Here is a 17,861-nt window from a genome sequence, read left to right as displayed (position 1 = left end):
TTCGGCGGATCAGGCCCCGTGTTTGCGGCTCAATTCACGCATCGCATCGTCCAGGCCATCGAGGGTGAGCGGATACATCCGATCATTGACCAACTGCTTGATCATCTTGGTCGATTGCGAATAATTCCATTGCTTTTCAGGCACGGGGTTCAGCCAGACGGTCGCAGGGTAGGTGTCAGTCACACGCTTTAACCACACCGCGCCCGCTTCCTCGTTCATGTGCTCGACACTGCCGCCCGGATGCGTGACCTCATAAGGGCTCATCGCGGCGTCGCCGACGAACACGATCTTGTAGTCGTGGCCGTATTTGTGGAGCACGTCCCAGGTCTTGGTGCGTTCCTGCCAGCGGCGCTTGTTGTCCTTCCACACGCCTTCGTAAAGGCAGTTGTGGAAGTAGAAGAATTCCATATTCTTGAATTCGCTGGTGGCAGCGCTGAACAGTTCTTCGACCAGCTTGATGAAGGGGTCCATCGATCCGCCGACATCGAGGAACAGCAGCAGCTTGACGGCATTGCGCCGTTCGGCCCGCATGTGGATGTCGAGCCAGCCTTGCTTGGCCGTACCCTTGATCGTGGCGTCAATATCGAGCTGGTCCTGCGCGCCTTCGCGGGCGAAACGGCGCAAGCGGCGCAGCGCCATCTTGATGTTGCGGGTGCCCAGTTCCTTGGTGTTGTCGAGGTTCTTGAACTCGCGTTTTTCCCAGACCTTGATCGCCTTGCCGTGGCGCGATTCTCCGCCGATACGCACACCTTCGGGGTTGTAGCCTGAATTGCCGAAGGGGCTGGTGCCGCCCGTGCCGACCCACTTATTGCCGCCCTGGTGGCGCTTTTCCTGCTCTTCGAGCCGCTTTTTCAGCGTCTCCATGATCTCGTCCCAGTCTCCCAGCGACTTGATCTTCTCCATTTCTTCAGGGGACAGGAACTTCTCGGCGACAGCTTTCAACCAGTCTTCGGGAATGTCGACAGGGTTCTGGCCGTAATCGGTCATGACCCCCTTGAACACCTTGTGGAACACCTGATCGAACCGGTCGAGCAGGCCTTCGTCCTTCACGAAGGTCGCGCGCGACAGGTAATAGAACGCTTCCGGCGTCTGATCGATTACATCCCGATCGAGCGCCTCAAGCAAGGTGAGGTGCTCCTTGAAGCTTGCGCCGATGCCGGCGCTGCGAAGCTCGTCGATGAAATTGAAAAACATGGCGACCTGATTAACCCGCAGGCCATGGCCTGACCAGCCTCAATCGTGAGCGACCAGTCCGCGGCACCTTAACGCTTCACTTACCATCCTGCGACTAGAAGTCTGCGCACAAAACAGGGGTCGCACGTCCACATGAAACAGATCGCCATAGATACCGCCAATGCTCACGCTCTGGGGATGATCCCGGAAAGTTGCGGCGCGGTAACAGTCGGTTGCACAGATGTGGCCGGGGTGGTTGAGGCGGTCATCGCGTCTTCGCGAAACCTGCGGTCCGAGCATGAGGCGTTGGCAGAAACAGTGCGTGCCTTGGAAGCCGATCAGCACAAGGTGTCGCAGGCCAGCGATGAAGCGCGCATCCTGTCCGAACGGGCGATTGAACGCTTGTCCGAAGGCACGGCGCTGATTCAGTCGTCGCTCGGGCAAATTGCGGGCCTGATCGAATTGGTGGACACGCTGGGCCAGCACGTCACCAGCTTTTCTGCGGCGATGGAACAGGTGCGCCGCAGCGCGCAGGATATCGACAACATTGCCGAAACGACCAATATCCTCGCGCTTAATGCCACAATCGAAGCGATGCGCGCAGGCGATGCCGGGCGGACATTCGCGGTGGTCGCAGCAGAGGTGAAAAGCCTTGCCAGCGACACCCGCCGGGCGACCGAAGAGATTGCGGCCACGATCGATGCGCTCGGCGGTGAAGCGGAAGTCGTCATCGGCCGGATCGAAGCCGGATCGAAAGCCAGCGGCGAAGCACGCGCTTCTGTGGCGCGGATTGAAAGCACGATGTCCAATGTCGGATCGCTGGTTGAAGAAGTCGACAAGCAGAATGACGTCATTGCCCGGTCGACCGGCACGATCAGCAACCATGTCGACAAGGTGCAGCGCGTGCTGACCGGGTTCGACGCTGCGGCGCGCAGCAACGAGGATCGCCTGCACGGCGCGCACCGCAAGATGGAAGAGCTGGAAATCACAGCCAGCGAGATGTTCGATCGGATTGTTCACGCGGGCCTATCCCCCGAAGACAGCGCAATGGTCGTTGCGGCTCAGACGATGATGGAGGAGATTTCTGCGCACACCGATGCGGCGCTGGCACGCGGGACGCTTACGATGAGCGCATTGTTCGATACCGATTATCAGCTCGTCCCCGGCACCAACCCGCAACTTTACCGGACCCGGTTGACCGATTGGGCCCATGCCGAATGGCGCCCCTTCCTCGACCGGGCCAAAGCGACCGATGCGCGGGTGTTGGCGGCTGCATGCACGGATATGAACGGCTTTCTGCCCACCCACCTCTCCGAACGATCGCGCACGCCGACGGGCGAAATCAATCACGATACGCAGTTCTGCCGAAACGGTCGGATCATGCTCGAAGCGATTGATCGTAAGGCCAAAATGTCAGGCGCACCCTACATGATGGCGGTGTACCGGCAGGAAGGCGACGGCCAGACCTATCACGTTGTCCGCAATGTCTATGTCCCGTTGATCGTGGGCGGACGGCGCTGGGGCGATTTCGAACTGGCATACAGCTTCGACTGAAGGCGCTTTGTTCCCTAAATGTTTCACGTGAAACATCACCGGAAAGCGTAGCCCAAAAGGGGCTAGCGATAAGCAGTGAAAGGTCAGGCCCTTGATGCCTTACCCGAATCCCGAAGCATCACAGGCCCGGCGCCGCCACTATGGCATGCGCCGGGGCCATGAAATTCGCGTGTCAGACCGTGCCTGTCTTAGCTCGGGTTGCGGCGTGCCATGAAGGCGAGGCGTTCGAACAGCATGATGTCCTGTTCATTCTTCAGCAGCGCGCCATGCAACGGCGGGATCGCGCTCGCCGGATTGCTGTTCTGCAACACCTCCAGCGGCATGTCCTCATTCAGCAGCAGCTTGAGCCAGTCGAGCAGTTCGCTGGTTGAAGGCTTCTTCTTCAGACCCGGCACTTCGCGCAGGTCGTAGAAGATATCCATCGCCTTCTTCACAAGCGTCTTCTGGATGCCGGGGAAGTGAACGTCGATGATGTCCTGCATCGTGTCGCGATCCGGGAACTTGATGTAGTGGAAGAAACAGCGGCGCAGGAAGGCGTCCGGCAGTTCCTTTTCGTTGTTCGACGTGATGACGACGATCGGGCGTTCCTTTGCCTCGATCCGCTCCTGCGTTTCGTAAACGTCGAAGCTCATCCGATCGAGTTCCTGAAGCAGATCGTTCGGGAATTCGATATCGGCCTTGTCGATCTCGTCGATCAGCAGGACGGGAAGCTGCGGCGCGGTGAAGGCTTCCCACAGCTTGCCCTTCTTGATGTAGTTGCGGATGTCGTGGACGCGTTCTTCACCCAGCTGGCCATCGCGCAGACGCGCCACGGCGTCATATTCGTACAGGCCCTGATGCGCCTTGGTGGTGGACTTGACGTTCCATTCGATCAGCGGAGCATTCAACGCTTTGGAGATTTCATGCGCCAGCACGGTCTTGCCCGTGCCGGGCTCTCCTTTCACCAGCAGCGGGCGGCGCAGCGTCACGGCGGCGTTGACCGCGACTTTGAGGTCTTCAGTCGCGATGTAGTTGCTGGTGCCTTCGAAACGCTGTTGCTGATCGGACATCGGGTTTCCTTGTGAGACTGAAATTTGTCGTAGCGATAAGGGGCTGATTGGCCCTGCGCAAGGGGGTGCCGGTAGCTGGATCAGCGTGGCAGAAGAAGAATGCGCTGTGCAATGCCCAGCAGTCTGGCGTCGTCGACCACGGCGGCGGGGTCGTTCCAACCCAGCGTCAGGATGTGCCATGCTCCGGCCTTGTCACGCAGCAACCATGTCAGATTGAGCACGCCGGGTTCGCTGCCCCCTTTGAAGCCGATGTAATCCCAATTGGCCTTGATGCCGGGCGATGCGGAAGGGTTGATCGCCATGATGTCGAACGCCTTTGGATCGGCGGTGCGCTGCATGTGCGCCGCCAGCTTCGCCAGATCGGCAGGCGAAGCGAACCATTCGATATCGATCGCCTTGGGGCCGTTGGCGAAGGCTGCGTTGATGGTTTCTAGCGGCACGTTTCCCGCGGCAAAATCATCGGCTAACGACGCCAGGATTGCGTTGCGAACGGTCCTGTCCCCCTTTCGCCAAACGGCGATCTGGGAATCGCCGCTGGCCTTCAGAAGGAACAGCTGACGTGTGGTCAAAAACGGATCGTTCGCCCCCGGATTGCTATGGCCGCTGTCAGTCATCAGTTTTAGAAGACGGGCCTCGCCGAGAAGCGCGATCAGCTGATCGGTTGCCGTGTTGTCACTGATTGAAATCATCAGACTGGCAAGCGTGTGCAGCGTCACAGGAGCGCCTTTGGGCCAATCTTGCAACTGTCCGCTCGGATAGCTTTTGCGTGTAAGCGGAACGATGTCACTCCAGGCGCGGCGGCCCGCCTTCACATCCTCTGCCAGCGCCGCCAGCACATACAGCTTGAAGGTTGATCCCAAGGCCAGCGGCGTATTTGCGCCAAGACTGATTGTCGCAGTGCCCGTGTTCAGCGGCGCAAACCAGGCGTTCACACGGCCAGGCAGCGCTTCCAGTTCGGCTTTGATTGCGGTGGGCGTGTCGCCGGTTGGCGCGACCGTATCAACCTTGGTGAAAACCAGTTCGTTGATGCGGTTCTGCTCGGCAGGATCAACGCCGATAAATCCAGTCGCCATCCCGCGCTCAAACCGTATCTGTATTGCCGCGCGGGTTGCATTTTGCGGTTCAAGCACAGCTACGCCGGTCGCGGGGCCGAACTGGGCAACAAGGCTTTCGCTCAGCGCGGTGATCTGCGCGTCTGCGACTGCTGCACGGAAGCTTGCGCTGAAGATGTCGGCGGGGGCGGCGGCGCCATTGAGCAAGCGGACAACATCGTCGGCCCGCATCGCCAGGGGTGATTGCTGGGCTGCGGCAATGGGTGTTGCCTGCGCCCAAGCAGGTGCACCGCCAAGCCACGCGGCGCCAAGGGTCAGGGCGAAAAGAGTGCTGCGTAACATCATGTCGTTGCTCCTAAATCGGTGCGCGGTGGGGACAGCGTATCTGATCACGCCTCGTGTTGAATGCGTTCGAGGTCATCGGCGACGGCGCGGGCGGCTCTGCGGTTGAGCAGGATGACCACGGCAAAGATCCCGAATGTGATCGCAAAAGGCATTGCAGCGCCTTCAACAGCAGCAGCCCAGCCCACGTTTCTGGCGGCGCCGGCAGCAGTAGCGGCGAAAAACGCGAAAACACCCGGCACGACTGGGCCGATGTACCAGACAGGCACCCGGCGAAGCGCGTGCAACTGGCGGCGGTATTGGGCTTCAAGATGCATCCGGCAAGGCTGCTCGGGCTGGGGAGCGAGGTTGCCTGCAAACAGCGACAGGTTACGCATCACCAGCATGATCCCGCCGACAATCATCAGCAGTGACACACCGATCAACGCTTCTCCCTCCCAGAAGAAGAAACCGGCAAGGGCGCCCCAAAACGGGAGCTGCACCAATCCCGCCAACCGCTCGATCCGGTTGCGCCGTGCGATCCGACGATCGAACAGGGCTGCCTGCGCACAAATCGCGGCCGGATCAGTGAAATCCGCGTCACTTTCCAATGCGGCCCAAGCCGGCAAGGGTGTGTTCGTCATGATGTCGGCTCCGTTTCGCGGGCAAGGAAATGGTTGGCGAGCAGTTGCTTGATGCGATGCACCCTGACATTGACCGCGCCTGGTGAAAGGCCGGTAATCAGTGCGATATCGGCGGCCGTCTCCCCTTCGAGCCACAACACAATCACTTGCATGTCAGCGGGCGGAAGATGGCGGATAAGCTGTGCGACCTGCGCCAGCACCAAGGCGTCAGCTGTCGCAGCTTCGATGTTGCCGGGGCTGGGCAGGCATTCCACGTCTGAAAGAGGCACCCGCCTGGGGCTGCGCACTGCCCGTGCCACGTGATCGGCAGCGACATTGTGCGCGACCCTGTAAACCCAAGTCTTGAGCGCGCAGTCACCCTTGAACCGCGAAAGACTGTTCCACACCGCGCAATGCATGTCCTGCACCAGATCACGTGCCTTGTCGGCATCGCTTTCGACCGATCTGGCAAGCCGCGCCAGTGCCGGAGCGAATTGTTCGCCGGCCTTTCGGTAAAGCTGTTCTCGCGTATCGGTCATGCTGGCTTAGTCGCATCGGCGCAGGATTTCTTACAGGCGGAGGGCGAATTTTTTTGCGCACGGATGTGTGGAACATCAAGATTGGGGTTCTCAGGCAATAGACACCATCGACAGCAGGCTGCAGGAAAGCAGCATGGGATGGGATGCAATTTTGAAGGCCGAATGGCTGGGGCCCGAACGTGCGCGCGGGTATCTGCTGTTGCTGGCGCTTGTGAACGCGGCAACACTTGTCTTTTTGCTGGTAACGGCCCGCGACGGGATCGATCGCAACGGCTTTCTGATCGGGACGGATTTCATCAGCTTTTGGACATCGGGCCGGATGCTGATGCGCGGCGCCGAGGTGTATGACACGCTGGCGCATGTCGCTGCGCAACGAGAATTCTATACAATCCCCGGCGAATATACCGCGTTTTTCTATCCGCCTAGTTTTCTGCCGTTCGTTTGGCCGCTTGGGCTGATGCCCTATTTTCCAGCCCTTGCCGCATGGTTGCTTGTGACAGGGGCTGCGTGGCTGATCGCGATGCGCGGGTGGTTTTCGGCTTTGGATCTGAAAGGGCCAGCCCCGGTCCTGATTGCCGCTTTTCCGCCCGTCATCGTGACGTTAACGCATGGGCAGACTTCGTTCCTTGTAGCAGCTTTGCTTGCAGGGGGTCTGCTGCTGTTCGGCCGGCGACCTTGGCTGGCAGGCGTTTTGATCGGGCTTGCCACGATCAAGCCGCAGCTCGGACTACTGGTGCCCGTTGCCCTTCTTGCCAGCGGCCAATGGCGCAGCATTGTTGGCGCAGGTGTTGCCGCGATCGGCCTCGCCGCATTTACAGCTTTTGCCTTTGGACCGCAGGTGTGGGGCGACTGGTTCACCATCACCCAGACCGCTGGCAGTGCAGCCGACAGCGGATCGATTGGTTTTGCCAAGATGGTCAGCCCGTTCGCGGGCCTGCGACTTGTGGGCGTGCCGAGCGGCCTCGCAATAGCGCTTCAGGCCTGCGTTACGCTTGGCGTTGCCGCGATGGTTGCGTGGGCTTGCTGGCGCCGCAGGTTTACCCCGGGCATGGGTGCTCTCGTTCTGGCGGGCGCACCCTTGGCCACGCCATTCGTGCTCGACTACGATCTGGTTCTGAGCGCGGTTCCACTTGCGTACCTGTTTGCCCGCGCACGCGCTGATGCTTTTGAGAACGGAGAACGGATCACGATTGCCGTGGTCTTTGCATCGGTCGCCTTTGCCCGCCCGCTGGCGATTAACGCGGGGGTTCCGATCATGCCGCTGCTGTTGGCGGCGCTGTTCGTGCTGGTCTGGCGCCGGGTGCGGAGAGAAGCTCCGGTTTAGATTACGCGTCGATAAGATCCCGGTCGATTTCCCCGGCGCGGTTCTGGATAAAGTTGAACCGATGTTCGGGGTTGCGCCCCATCAATTCATCGACAAGGCGTGCAACGCCTGCCCGGCCTTCAAACTCCTGTGGCAAGGTAATACGGATAAGCCCGCGGGTTTCAGGTGCCATCGTGGTTTCGCGCAATTGCTGCGGGTTCATTTCGCCAAGGCCCTTGAAACGCGCAATTTCGATCTTCTTGCCCTTGAACACCGTCGCTTCCAGTTCGGCGCGGTGCGCGTCATCCCGTGCGTAGCGGCTCTCCTTACCGGTGGTGAGCCGATACAGCGGCGGCTGGGCAAGGAACAGGTGCCCCTTTTTCACGATGTCAGGCATTTCCTGGAAGAAGAACGTCATCAACAAGGTGGCGATGTGTGCGCCATCAACGTCCGCATCGGTCATGATGATAATGCGGTCATAACGCAGGCTGGCCGCGTCACAATCCTTGCGCGTTCCGCAGCCCAGCGCCAGCGCAAGATCGGCGATTTCGCTGTTTGCGCGGATCTTGTCGGCGGTGGCAGAAGCAACGTTGAGGATTTTGCCGCGGATCGGCAGGATCGCCTGCGATTTGCGGTCCCGCGCCTGCTTGGCGCTGCCGCCTGCAGAATCGCCTTCGACGATGAACAGTTCGGTTTCGCGCCCGCCTTCGCCGCTGCAATCGGTCAGCTTTCCTGGCAGGCGCAATTTCTTCGCATTGGTGGCGGTCTTGCGTTTGATTTCGCGTTCCTGCTTGCGCTTCAGACGCTCATCCATCCGCTCCATCACTTCGCCCAGAAGCGCCTTGCCACGCTCCATGTTGTCGGTGAGGAAAAGGTCGAACTGATCGCGCACCGCATTTTCGACCATGCGTGCCGCTTCGGGCGAAGTCAGGCGGTCCTTGGTCTGCGACTGGAACTGCGGATCGCGGATAAAGACCGACAGCATGACCTCTGCGCCGGTCATGACGTCATCTGCCGTCAGATCCTTGGCCTTCTTCGCACCGACAAGCTCACCAAAGGCACGAAGACCGCGTGTAAGCGCGCTGCGCAACCCCTGTTCATGGGTGCCGCCGTCGGGTGTGGGAACCGTGTTGCAATACCAGCTCGTTGCGCCGTCAGAATAAAGCGGCCACGCAATCGCCCATTCCACGCGCCCCTGGCCAACGCCGTCAATTTGCGGGAAGTCCTGCATCCCCGCAAAAGGTTGCGCCGTGACGCATTCGCGCGCGCCGATCTGTTCGGCCAGATGATCGGCCAGGCCGCCGGGAAACTTGAACGTCGCCTCAGCCGGGATTTCTTCGCTGGCGAGCGAGGGCGCGCATTTCCAGCGGATTTCGACACCCGCGAACAGATACGCCTTCGACCGCGCCAGCTTGAACAACCGCTTGGGGTTGAACTTGCGATCGCCAAAAATTTCCTCGTCCGGAACAAAGCTTACCGTGGTGCCGCGGCGATTGGGGGTGGGACCGAGGTTCTGAATCGGCCCCTGGGTCACGCCGCGTGAAAACTCTTGCGCATAAAGCTGCTTTTCGCGTGCAACCTCGACCCGGGTGTGCACCGACAGGGCATTGACCACGCTGATGCCGACCCCGTGCAGACCGCCGCTGGTGGCATAGGCCTTGCCCGAAAACTTCCCGCCGGAATGGAGCGTCGACAGGATCACCTCAAGCGTCGACTTGCCGGGAAACTTGGGGTGTTCATCAACTGGAATACCGCGGCCATTGTCTGCGATGCTCAGACGGTTGCCTTCGTCCAGCCGTACTTCGATACGGGTGGCGTGTCCTGCAACCGCTTCGTCCATCGCGTTGTCGAGCACTTCGGCGGCGAGGTGGTGGAAGGCACGGTCATCGGTGCCGCCGATATACATTCCCGGCCGGCGACGGACGGGTTCCAGTCCTTCCAGAACCTCAATCGCGGAAGCGTTGTAATCGCCGCTCGATGTCGGGGTGTTCGCAAACAGATCGTCAGGGGTGGTATCGGCCATAGCCCGGTTATAGGCCTGCCGCGTGCATGCTCACAAGCCACCCCCAGTGGTTTTACTCAGCGACCGAAACCGCTGGGCGCCGAAGCCACCACTACAATTTCGCCGTCCTTGACTTGCCGCACTTCCAGCGCACGTTCGACCACACCCATCCGGTTGAACCGGAAGGCGCCGTCAACGCCGAGGAAACCGCCCTTGTCGTAAAGCTCGCCCTTCGGGAAAGGCGTCCCCACCTTCCAATCGCGTGCAACGCGCAAGGTCAACAGAACAGCGTCATACCCCAGCGTCGCCGCGCGATAAGGCTGCGTGCCGAACCGCGCCGCATAGCTATCGGCAAACCGTCCGTAACGCTGGTCAGAGACAGCCGAAAACAGGGCGCCTTCCAATGACGCAGCGCGGGCGAGGGATGCTTCACCGCTCCACAATTCAGTGCCGACGATCAGCGACCGGTTGCGGCTGCCGCGTTGCAGTTCGGCCGCGGCGTCGATGGAAAGGCGGGCGCTGTCCGCGATCAGCACGGTGTCATAACCGCCTGCAGCCCGCAGACGCGCAGCAGCACTGACGATCGATGTATTTCCCCGCGCATAGCTTTGCCGGCCTGTCAGGGCCCCGCCAAAGTCACGCAGTGCATTGTCGAGCGCCGAAACGGCGCGGGTGCCATAATCGCCTTCGGGAGCCATGACGGCAAAGCGCGCTGCGCCGCGGGCACGTGCATATTCGACCGAACGGCGGATAGACTGCTCTGGCATGTGGCCGATCACGAAAACGTCGGGCCCGGCCAGCGATGCATCATTGGCAAAGGCGATGACCGGCACGCCTGCGGGCCTTGCCGCTGCCCTGACGGCTGGCACGGCATCGGGCGTGAGGGGGCCAAGTATCAGCTTGTTACCATCCGCAATCGCCGCGCGCGCCGCGGTGGCTACGCCGGCAGCCGTGTCATAGGTCGTGATGCGCAAATTATCGGCAGATGTATCGAGCAACGCCATCGTGGTCGCATTGGCGATGGCGCGTCCAACGCCCGCAGTGTCTCCGTTCATCGGCACCAGCAACGCAATCCGGTGGCGTCCGGTATCGGTTGGCAACGCGGTCGCCGAAGGTTCGGGGGAAGGGGCAGTCGGCACGCTTGCCCGTCCGACGTCTGCCTTGGGGACGACCTGACAGCCCGCTGCAAGCATCGCTGCGCCCGCCAGTGCGATGTTGCGCCCTGTGAATTGGCGCGCTGCTACTGTGATCGGTGCCGTCCAATCCGATAGATTCCAAAGCTTCATTCTTGCCGACCCCTCAGTCGTGCTTCATGGACAGATCAATGACCATGGAGCTCCCATCCATTCCCGCAAACATTCCCGAGCCGGGGCTGTATATCGTGGCCACACCGATTGGCAATCTTGGCGATATCACGCTGCGGGCGTTGAATGTGCTGCAGAACGTATCGGTGATCGCTTGCGAGGATACGCGGGTCACGGGTAAGCTGTTGAAACATTTCGGCATAAAGGCACGCCTGCAACGGCTTGACGATCACGCAACACCGCAGGTGCGAGCGCGGATCATCGACGAAGCGAGGCGAACGCCGGTCGCGCTGGTAAGCGATGCTGGCACGCCGTTGATTTCCGATCCGGGTTACAGACTGGTACGCGAAGCGCGCGAGGCTGGCATCGATGTCGTCAGCGTTCCGGGTGCCTGCGCCGCCATCGGCGCGCTTTCGATCGCAGGGTTGCCAAGCGACAGATTCCTGTTTGCAGGATTTCTTCCCGTGAAAGACAAGGCGCGATCGGAAATGCTTGCCGGCCTTGCTGGGGTTCCGGCAACGCTTGTCTTCTACGAGACGGCGCCGCGGCTGGAGCGCGCTTTGCGAGCCATCGCCGATCTGTGGCCGGATCGCGAAGTCGCAGTCGCCCGCGAGCTGACGAAGCTGCACGAGGAATGCCGCAGCGGCTCTGCCGCCAACCTAGCCGCGCATTATGCTGACCACCCGCCGAAGGGAGAAATCGTGCTGCTGATCGGCCCGCCTGCCGATGCAGAGGCGCCGGTGCTGGATGCAGACGCCATGCTGAGGGCGGCTCTGGGCGATGCGGGGCCCGGCAAAGCGGCGGGTATCGTGGCAAAGGCAACAGGGATTGACCGCGCGGCGCTGTATGCACGGGCGCTGGAGTTGAAGGGCGAATGATCCCGCGCACACCGCAGCAACGCCACGAGGCCGATCAGCGCGGGCGCGAGGCTGAGGCTGAGGCTGCGATGTATCTTGCCGCGCAGGGCTGGCGCGTGGTCGCGGAACGGGTCAAGACAAAGGCTGGCGAAATCGACCTGATCGTTGCCCGCAGCGGGTTGGTCGCCTTTGTCGAGGTAAAGTGGCGGGCACGCGCGGCCAGCCTTGGAGATGCGATCGACGAACGCAGGTTGCGACGCGTCGCTGCAGCGGTCGAAATGGTTTGGCAGGATTACGCCGTGCAGGGCGAAGATATTCGCATCGACGTGATCCTGCTTGCACCCGGCCGCAAGCCCACCCACATCGAAAATGCCTGGATGCCTCTGTCTTGACGATCCCTTTGGAGTTGCCTGAATGACCTTGCGTGTAGCCGTCCAGATGGACCCTATCGATCAGATCAATATCGCAGGCGACAGTTCGTTCGCGCTGATGCTCAGCGCGCAGGCACGCGGATATGAGCTTTATGAATACCCGGTCGAAAGCCTGACGCTCGACGAGGAAGATCGCCTGTTCGCTCATGCGTGGCCCGTGACTGTCAAGCGTGTCGTGGGGGATCATTTTGCGCGCGGCGAGACAGTACGCCTTGATCTGGGCGCAGATATCGACGTGATCCTGATGCGTCAGGACCCGCCGTTCCACATGGGCTATATCACAGCGACGCATCTGCTTGAACGTATCGCCCGCGAAACGCTGGTCGTGAACGATCCTGCCAACGTGCGCAATTCGCCTGAAAAGGTGATGGTGCTGAATTACCGTCAGTTCATGCCGCCGACACTGGTAACACGATCGGTCGACGAGGTGCGGCGCTTCATGTCGAAACACGGCGCGATTGTGGTGAAACCCATTCACGGTAACGGCGGCAAGGCTATCTTCCGGATCGGCGAAAATGCCGAAAATCTCACCGCGCTGTTTGAGGTGTTCAACCAGACCTGGCCTGAGCCACACATGGTGCAGCCCTTCCTTCCTGAAGTGAAATCGGGCGACAAGCGGATTGTCCTTATCGATGGGGAAGTGGCAGGCGCGATCAATCGCGTTCCGGGGGAGGGTGAATTTCGGTCGAACCTTGCGATGGGTGGATCGGCACTGCCCACCGAACTCACCCAGCGCGAACGCGAAATCTGCGATGCGCTCGGCCCGGATCTGAAACGCCTTGGCCTAACCTTTGTTGGCATTGACGTAATTGGCGGTAAGTGGCTGACAGAAATCAACGTGACGTCGCCCACGGGAATTGTGGCGATTGACCAGTTCGACAACACTGATACGGCAGGCCGGATATGGGACGCGATCGAACGGCGGTTGGCCGAACGTCGCACCGCTGCCTGAAGCCTGCCGCAAACTGACTGAGACCCGATGACCGAACTCCTCCTCCGATTGCTCGATATGGGCGGATACTTCGGCATCTTCGTGCTGATGATCCTCGAAAACGTATTCCCGCCGGTGCCGTCGGAGGTGATCGTGGGCGCTGCCGGGGTGCTGGTCGAACAAGGCAAGATGAACGGTTATGTTGTCCTCTTCGTCGCGACATTGGGCACGCTGGTCGGCAATCTGTTCTGGTACTGGGTCGGCGTCCGCTGGAGCGAAGAACAGCTGAAACGGATCATTGATCGCTGGGGCCGCGTCCTGACCTTCGAATGGGACGAATTTACCAAGGCACGCGATATTTTCCGCAAGTATGGCGACTGGATCGTCTTTACCCTGCGGTTTTCGCCGCTTCTGCGCACGATCGTGTCTCTCCCTGCGGGACTGGCCCGCATGGGAATCTGGCATTTTTCCCTGTTCACCTTCCTGGGGTCGCTGATCTGGAACGGGCTGCTGATTATTGGCGGGCGTGCCCTGGCCGGGGTGATTGAGGAATATGAGACGCTGGCAGGCTATGGCATTGTCGCCTTCGTGCTAGCAGGTGTGGCGGTGTATATTTACCGGTTCGTCACCTGGAAGCCTGTCAAGGCGCACGAGCCTGACGATCAGGGATGACCTTCAGCCGCGCGGATGGGCTGTGCGATAATTGTCCAGCAGGCTTGCCGCATCGACCCGGGTATAGATCTGGGTTGATCCCAGTGACGCGTGACCAAGCAGTTCCTGCAAGCTCCTTAAATCCGCGCCTGCGCTTAAAAGATGTGACGCGAAGGAGTGTCGCAGCGCATGCGGCGTGGCCGTATCGGGCAAGCCAAGCGCCCGCCGCGCCTGCGCCATCGCGCGTTGCACCATCGCAGGCGACAACGGGCCGCCTTTGGCACCGCGAAACAGCGCCGCGTCGGGGATGATCGGCCATGGACACAGCCGCAGATATTCAGCGATAGCCGCGCGTGTGATCGGCAGAACGGGCACCATTCGCTGTTTGCCGCCCTTGCCGGTGACTTGGAGCACTTCACCCTGATGTGCATCACATCCCTGAAGCGACAAGGCCTCAGCAATACGCAGCCCTGACCCGTACATCAACAGCAGAACGGCCCGGTCGCGCGCGCCGATCCAATCATCCTTGGCAAGCGTATCGACCAGTTCCATCACATTCACGGCTTCATCCGGAGTGACTGGGCGTGGCAGCCCTTTCTTGATCCGCGGTCCGCGAAGTCGGGGGGCAGACGGTTCGGGATCGCCAGCCTGAACGCGGGCGAAGACGATAAACCCTTTCAATGCCGACAGTTCGCGGGCGGTACTGGCATTGCCAAGGCCTTCGGCCCGGCGTGCGGCAAGATGCGTGCGCAAGGCGTGCGCTTCGATCCGAGCCACGGACGGCCAATCATTGCAGCCCAATGCTGCGGCCAGACGATCCGCCGCAGCAACATAGGCCCGCACCGTATGGGGAGAGCGGCGGCGGTTGTCAGCAAGGTGCGCCCGCCATGCTCCGATCAGCGCAGCGCGGCTCATGCAGCGACCAGGCTATCAGCCACCAACTCGCTGAGCAGTGCGTCAAGCAATCCGCGTCCCGGGGGCAAAACCCCGATCCGGGGACCGTCAGACCAGACAAGGCCCAGCGCCTTCAACCGGACGATGGCAGCTTCATCGACCAGACCCGTGCGCGGCAATCCAAACCGTTCACTCAGAACGGCAAGGTCTATGCCTTCGTTCAGGCGCAGCCCCATCAGCAGTGCCTCCGCCGCCTGTTCGGGCGGTGCAAGCGGGCGTGCTTCGGCAATACCGTCGCCTTGCCGATCGACGGCAGCAAGAAAGTTTTCCGGCTTCTTGTGGCGCACCGTCGCCACGCCGCTACGGCGCCCATGTGCGCCGGGGCCGATCCCGGCGTAATCTTGATACCGCCAGTATGTCAGGTTGTGGCGGCTTTGTTCACCTCTGCGCGCGTGATTACTGGTTTCGTAAGCTAGCAAGCCTGCGGCCTCAGTCAACGCCTGTGTGATATCAAACAGATCCGCGGCCGCATCATCATCCAGCGGCACCAACCGACCACGCCGCACGTCGCTGGCAAACCGCGTTCCCGGCTCGATGGTCAATTGGTACAGCGACATATGCCCCACGCCAAAGCCGATCGCGCGGGTCAGACGTTCATGCCATAATTCCGGCGTGTGGCCGGGCAGCGCGTAAATCATGTCGAAACTGACGCGCTGAAAATGCTGCTGCGCTGTACCGAGCGCTCGTAGCGCCTCGTCAGCCCCATGAAGACGCCCCAGAAAGCGCAATTCGTCATCATCCAGTGATTGCACCCCCAACGACACGCGGTTGATCCCGGCGCTTGCCAAAGCAGCAAAGTTGGCGGCTTCGACCGACGATGGGTTGGCTTCAAGCGTGATTTCAATATCGGGCGCAAAGCCCCACAAGGTCTGCGCTTCGGCCAGCAAGGTTGCCACCAAGGCAGGCGGCATCAATGATGGGGTGCCGCCACCGAAAAAGATCGACGAGAGCGCCTCGCCCCCGGCAAGCGCGGCTTCGGACCGCATGTCGGCCAGCAACGCCTTTTGCCAGCCTGCTACATCGATGCCGTCCCGCACGTGCGAATTGAAGTCACAATAGGGGCACTTTTTCGCACAGAAAGGCCAATGGATATACAGCGCGCGGGCCACAGGACGGTCTTTCAGCCTCGCTTAATGATCGACGGGTAATTCGGGGTCATGTCCCGTATTAGCCTCATCTCGCGTATTGCCCAACCCCTTGGTCTGCTGCTCGTTATCGCAGCAACCCCGGCACACCCGCAAACGCGCGATTACCCTGATCCTATCGAACGCGACTTTCTGGCCGCGCACAACCTGGCGCGTGTCGATGCAGGCGCAGAACCGCTCGTTTGGAACGACAGTCTGGTCCGCGATGCGCAGGGATGGGCCGATCATCTGGCAGCCCGCGGGCTTTACAAGCATGCCTCCCCCCACCGCCGCAAAGGGCAGGGCGAAAACCTGTGGAGAGGTCCGCGGGATCGATGGTCGGCATGGGAAATGGTGGGCTTTTTCGTGGACGAGAAGCGCCACTTTCGCGCCGGACAATTTCCTGATGTGTCTCGCACCGGCCAATGGGCCGATGTCGGTCATTACACGCAGGTCATCTGGCCGCAGACCCGCGAGGTTGGCTGCGCTATTGCTGTGACATCGACGGACGAGGTGCTGGTCTGCCGATACTGGCCAGCAGGAAACATCTGGGGCCAGCGGATCGAGACATCACAACAACGATCACGCCGGTGACGCTTTAGCCGAACTGTTCGGACACCAGTTTGGCAAACGCATCGGCGCGGTGGCTGATCGCGTGTTTTTTTTCTGGAGCGATTTCAGCGAAGGTTTGCTCGGCGCCGGTCGGCACGAACACCGGATCATAGCCAAAGCCCAATGCACCGCGCGGCGGCCAGGTGAGCGAACCTTCGCATCGCCCTTCGTAGATTGCATGGTCACCGCCGGGCCATGCCAGCGCCAGCACACAATGGAACGCAGCTGTTCGGTCGACGTCAGAACCTTTCTGAGCGAGCATGCCTTCGACTTTGCCCATCGCCATGAACCAGTCACGACCCGGCGCGCCTTCGAACCACTGCCGTTCGGCCCAGTCAGCAGTGTAAACCCCGGGCCTGCCATCAAGCGCGGCGACCGAAAGCCCGCTGTCGTCAGCCAGCGCCGCGAGGCCGGAAGCCTCTGCCGCCGCGCGCGCTTTGATCAGCGCGTTCTGGGCAAAGGTCGTTCCGGTTTCTGCCGGTTCAGGCAGGCCCAAGGAGCCAGCGGAAATGCACTTTACCCCATACGGATCAAGCAGCGCACTGATTTCTTTCAGCTTGCCCGCGTTATGCGTAGCAATGACGAGCGTGCCTGAACCGATGCGGCGGGTCACTTCACCGCGTCCAACTGCGCTGCAAAGATACGCTCGCAACCGATGCGGGCGAGGCGCAGAAGGCGCAGAAGCGCTTCCTCGTCGTAGGTCGCGCCTTCGGCGGTGGCTTGCACTTCGGCGATCTTCCCGCCCGACAGCAGCACGAAGTTGCCATCTGCTTCCGCGTTCGAGTCCTCGTCGTAATCAAGGTCAAGCACCGGGGTGCCCTTGAAAATACCGCAAGAAATGCCGGCAACCTGCGCCGTGATTGGGTCATGCTTGATATCGCCCGACGCCATCAGGCCGTTGATTGCAAGACGCAAGGCAATCCACGCACCCGATATGGCTGCAGTGCGCGTGCCGCCGTCGGCCTGAATGACGTCACAATCCAACGTGATCTGCCGTTCGCCCAGCTTCTGCAAATCAACCACCGCACGCAAGGAACGCCCGATAAGGCGCTGGATTTCCTGTGTGCGTCCCGATTGCTTGCCCTTGGCTGCTTCGCGCTGGCCGCGGGTATGGGTGGCGCGGGGCAGCATGGAATATTCGCCCGTTACCCATCCTTCACCCTTGCCGCGCATCCAGGGCGGCACGCCGCGTTCGACGCTGGCAGTGCACAGCACCTTGGTGTCCCCGAAACCGATCAGCACCGATCCTTCGGCATGGCGGGTGTATCCGGTTTCGATCGTGATAGCGCGCATTTCATCGGGCGCGCGTCCTGAAGGGCGCATGGGGATCTCCGTTGGCAAGGTGGCGCCAATAGGCGAGCGCCACTTGTCGCGGCAAGCG

Annotated in this window: 18 protein-coding genes; 7 read left to right on the top strand and 11 right to left on the bottom strand. The window is 60.9% G+C overall.

The annotated features are described in order from the left end of the window. Positions 1-9: 9 nt before the first annotated feature. Positions 10-1,194: a VWA domain-containing protein gene (locus SJY33_RS04545; protein ID WP_379921400.1), complete on the bottom strand. Its 1,185-nt coding sequence runs from the start codon at positions 1,192-1,194 to the stop codon at positions 10-12. Between the two features lie 132 nt (positions 1,195-1,326). Between SJY33_RS04545 and SJY33_RS04540 the strand changes: the two genes are divergently transcribed. Continuing rightward, positions 1,327-2,727 carry a methyl-accepting chemotaxis protein gene (locus SJY33_RS04540; RefSeq protein WP_379921398.1) on the top strand — a complete coding sequence of 467 codons (1,401 nt, stop codon included), beginning with the start codon at positions 1,327-1,329 and terminating at the stop codon, positions 2,725-2,727. A 188-nt stretch (positions 2,728-2,915) separates the two neighbouring features. On the opposite strand, the gene SJY33_RS04535 is transcribed toward SJY33_RS04540, so the two are convergent. From SJY33_RS04535 to SJY33_RS04520, 4 genes are all read right to left on the bottom strand, one after another. Beyond that, on the bottom strand, positions 2,916-3,776 hold the full coding sequence (locus tag SJY33_RS04535; RefSeq protein WP_379921397.1) for an AAA family ATPase: 861 nt from the start codon (positions 3,774-3,776) through the stop codon (positions 2,916-2,918). Between the two features lie 80 nt (positions 3,777-3,856). After that, on the bottom strand, positions 3,857-5,173 hold the full coding sequence (locus SJY33_RS04530) for a serine hydrolase (protein WP_379921396.1): 1,317 nt from the start codon (positions 5,171-5,173) through the stop codon (positions 3,857-3,859). Positions 5,174-5,217: 44 nt separating this feature from the next. Further along, positions 5,218-5,793: a hypothetical protein gene (locus SJY33_RS04525; RefSeq protein ID WP_379921395.1), complete on the bottom strand. Its 576-nt coding sequence runs from the start codon at positions 5,791-5,793 to the stop codon at positions 5,218-5,220. Continuing rightward, entirely contained in the window at positions 5,790-6,311 is a 522-nt protein-coding gene (locus SJY33_RS04520) for an RNA polymerase sigma factor (protein WP_379921394.1), read from the bottom strand. The genes SJY33_RS04525 and SJY33_RS04520 overlap by 4 nt, the downstream gene beginning before the upstream one ends. 133 nt (positions 6,312-6,444) lie before the next feature. Here SJY33_RS04520 and SJY33_RS04515 point away from each other — a divergent pair, with 133 nt between their 5' ends. Continuing rightward, complete coding sequence (locus SJY33_RS04515) at positions 6,445-7,635, top strand: glycosyltransferase family 87 protein (protein ID WP_379921393.1); 1,191 nt, start codon at positions 6,445-6,447, stop codon at positions 7,633-7,635. Between the two features lies 1 nt (position 7,636). On the opposite strand, the gene parE is transcribed toward SJY33_RS04515, so the two are convergent. Together parE and SJY33_RS04505 are read right to left on the bottom strand one after the other, a co-directional pair. Further along, entirely contained in the window at positions 7,637-9,637 is a 2,001-nt protein-coding gene (gene parE / locus SJY33_RS04510; RefSeq protein ID WP_379921392.1) for a DNA topoisomerase IV subunit B, read from the bottom strand. Between the two features lie 56 nt (positions 9,638-9,693). Then, positions 9,694-10,902, bottom strand: coding sequence for a penicillin-binding protein activator (locus tag SJY33_RS04505; protein WP_379921391.1), 1,209 nt, complete (start codon positions 10,900-10,902; stop codon positions 9,694-9,696). Positions 10,903-10,940: 38 nt separating this feature from the next. On the opposite strand from SJY33_RS04505, the gene rsmI reads away from it, so the two are divergent. From rsmI to SJY33_RS04485, 4 genes are read left to right on the top strand one after another with little or no spacing between them, the layout of a single operon-like run. Further along, complete coding sequence (gene rsmI, locus SJY33_RS04500; protein WP_379921389.1) at positions 10,941-11,798, top strand: 16S rRNA (cytidine(1402)-2'-O)-methyltransferase; 858 nt, start codon at positions 10,941-10,943, stop codon at positions 11,796-11,798. Further along, positions 11,795-12,169: a YraN family protein gene (locus tag SJY33_RS04495; RefSeq protein ID WP_379921388.1), complete on the top strand. Its 375-nt coding sequence runs from the start codon at positions 11,795-11,797 to the stop codon at positions 12,167-12,169. Before rsmI ends, SJY33_RS04495 begins: the two co-directional genes overlap by 4 nt. A 22-nt stretch (positions 12,170-12,191) precedes the next feature. Beyond that, on the top strand, positions 12,192-13,160 hold the full coding sequence (gene gshB, locus SJY33_RS04490; protein ID WP_379921387.1) for a glutathione synthase: 969 nt from the start codon (positions 12,192-12,194) through the stop codon (positions 13,158-13,160). Between the two features lie 27 nt (positions 13,161-13,187). Next, positions 13,188-13,811: a DedA family protein gene (locus SJY33_RS04485; protein WP_379921386.1), complete on the top strand. Its 624-nt coding sequence runs from the start codon at positions 13,188-13,190 to the stop codon at positions 13,809-13,811. Positions 13,812-13,814: 3 nt separating this feature from the next. Here SJY33_RS04485 and SJY33_RS04480 read toward each other — a convergent pair whose 3' ends face one another. Further along, positions 13,815-14,705, bottom strand: coding sequence for a tyrosine recombinase XerC (locus SJY33_RS04480; RefSeq protein ID WP_379921385.1), 891 nt, complete (start codon positions 14,703-14,705; stop codon positions 13,815-13,817). Further along, on the bottom strand, positions 14,702-15,853 hold the full coding sequence (gene hemW / locus SJY33_RS04475; protein WP_379921384.1) for a radical SAM family heme chaperone HemW: 1,152 nt from the start codon (positions 15,851-15,853) through the stop codon (positions 14,702-14,704). Before hemW ends, SJY33_RS04480 begins: the two co-directional genes overlap by 4 nt. A 48-nt stretch (positions 15,854-15,901) precedes the next feature. Here hemW and SJY33_RS04470 point away from each other — a divergent pair, with 48 nt between their 5' ends. Next, on the top strand, positions 15,902-16,462 hold the full coding sequence (locus SJY33_RS04470; protein ID WP_379921383.1) for a CAP domain-containing protein: 561 nt from the start codon (positions 15,902-15,904) through the stop codon (positions 16,460-16,462). A 4-nt stretch (positions 16,463-16,466) separates the two neighbouring features. Here SJY33_RS04470 and rdgB read toward each other — a convergent pair whose 3' ends face one another. Beyond that, complete coding sequence (gene rdgB / locus SJY33_RS04465) at positions 16,467-17,093, bottom strand: RdgB/HAM1 family non-canonical purine NTP pyrophosphatase (RefSeq protein WP_379921382.1); 627 nt, start codon at positions 17,091-17,093, stop codon at positions 16,467-16,469. Beyond that, positions 17,090-17,803 carry a ribonuclease PH gene (gene rph, locus SJY33_RS04460; RefSeq protein WP_379921380.1) on the bottom strand — a complete coding sequence of 238 codons (714 nt, stop codon included), beginning with the start codon at positions 17,801-17,803 and terminating at the stop codon, positions 17,090-17,092. Before rph ends, rdgB begins: the two co-directional genes overlap by 4 nt. Positions 17,804-17,861: the final 58 nt, after the last annotated feature.

It is taken from the genome of Erythrobacter sp. R86502, assembly GCF_042466465.1.
Classification (GTDB): Bacteria; Pseudomonadota; Alphaproteobacteria; order Sphingomonadales; family Sphingomonadaceae; genus Erythrobacter.
This window is presented reverse-complemented; position numbering and strand designations above follow the sequence as displayed.

Coding starts and splice junctions, on each gene's coding strand:
- SJY33_RS04530 (WP_379921396.1), bottom strand. CDS start 5,173: ATGATGTTACGCAGCACTCTTTTCGCCCTGACCCTTGGCGCCGCGTGG.
- SJY33_RS04480 (WP_379921385.1), bottom strand. CDS start 14,705: ATGAGCCGCGCTGCGCTGATCGGAGCATGGCGGGCGCACCTTGCTGAC.
- SJY33_RS04520 (WP_379921394.1), bottom strand. CDS start 6,311: ATGACCGATACGCGAGAACAGCTTTACCGAAAGGCCGGCGAACAATTC.
- SJY33_RS04515 (WP_379921393.1), top strand. CDS start 6,445: ATGGGATGGGATGCAATTTTGAAGGCCGAATGGCTGGGGCCCGAACGT.
- SJY33_RS04535 (WP_379921397.1), bottom strand. CDS start 3,776: ATGTCCGATCAGCAACAGCGTTTCGAAGGCACCAGCAACTACATCGCG.
- SJY33_RS04540 (WP_379921398.1), top strand. CDS start 1,327: ATGAAACAGATCGCCATAGATACCGCCAATGCTCACGCTCTGGGGATG.
- SJY33_RS04525 (WP_379921395.1), bottom strand. CDS start 5,793: ATGACGAACACACCCTTGCCGGCTTGGGCCGCATTGGAAAGTGACGCG.
- parE (WP_379921392.1), bottom strand. CDS start 9,637: ATGGCCGATACCACCCCTGACGATCTGTTTGCGAACACCCCGACATCG.
- SJY33_RS04495 (WP_379921388.1), top strand. CDS start 11,795: ATGATCCCGCGCACACCGCAGCAACGCCACGAGGCCGATCAGCGCGGG.
- SJY33_RS04545 (WP_379921400.1), bottom strand. CDS start 1,194: ATGTTTTTCAATTTCATCGACGAGCTTCGCAGCGCCGGCATCGGCGCA.
- SJY33_RS04505 (WP_379921391.1), bottom strand. CDS start 10,902: ATGAAGCTTTGGAATCTATCGGATTGGACGGCACCGATCACAGTAGCA.
- rsmI (WP_379921389.1), top strand. CDS start 10,941: ATGACCATGGAGCTCCCATCCATTCCCGCAAACATTCCCGAGCCGGGG.
- SJY33_RS04470 (WP_379921383.1), top strand. CDS start 15,902: ATGTCCCGTATTAGCCTCATCTCGCGTATTGCCCAACCCCTTGGTCTG.
- gshB (WP_379921387.1), top strand. CDS start 12,192: ATGACCTTGCGTGTAGCCGTCCAGATGGACCCTATCGATCAGATCAAT.
- SJY33_RS04485 (WP_379921386.1), top strand. CDS start 13,188: ATGACCGAACTCCTCCTCCGATTGCTCGATATGGGCGGATACTTCGGC.
- rph (WP_379921380.1), bottom strand. CDS start 17,803: ATGCGCCCTTCAGGACGCGCGCCCGATGAAATGCGCGCTATCACGATC.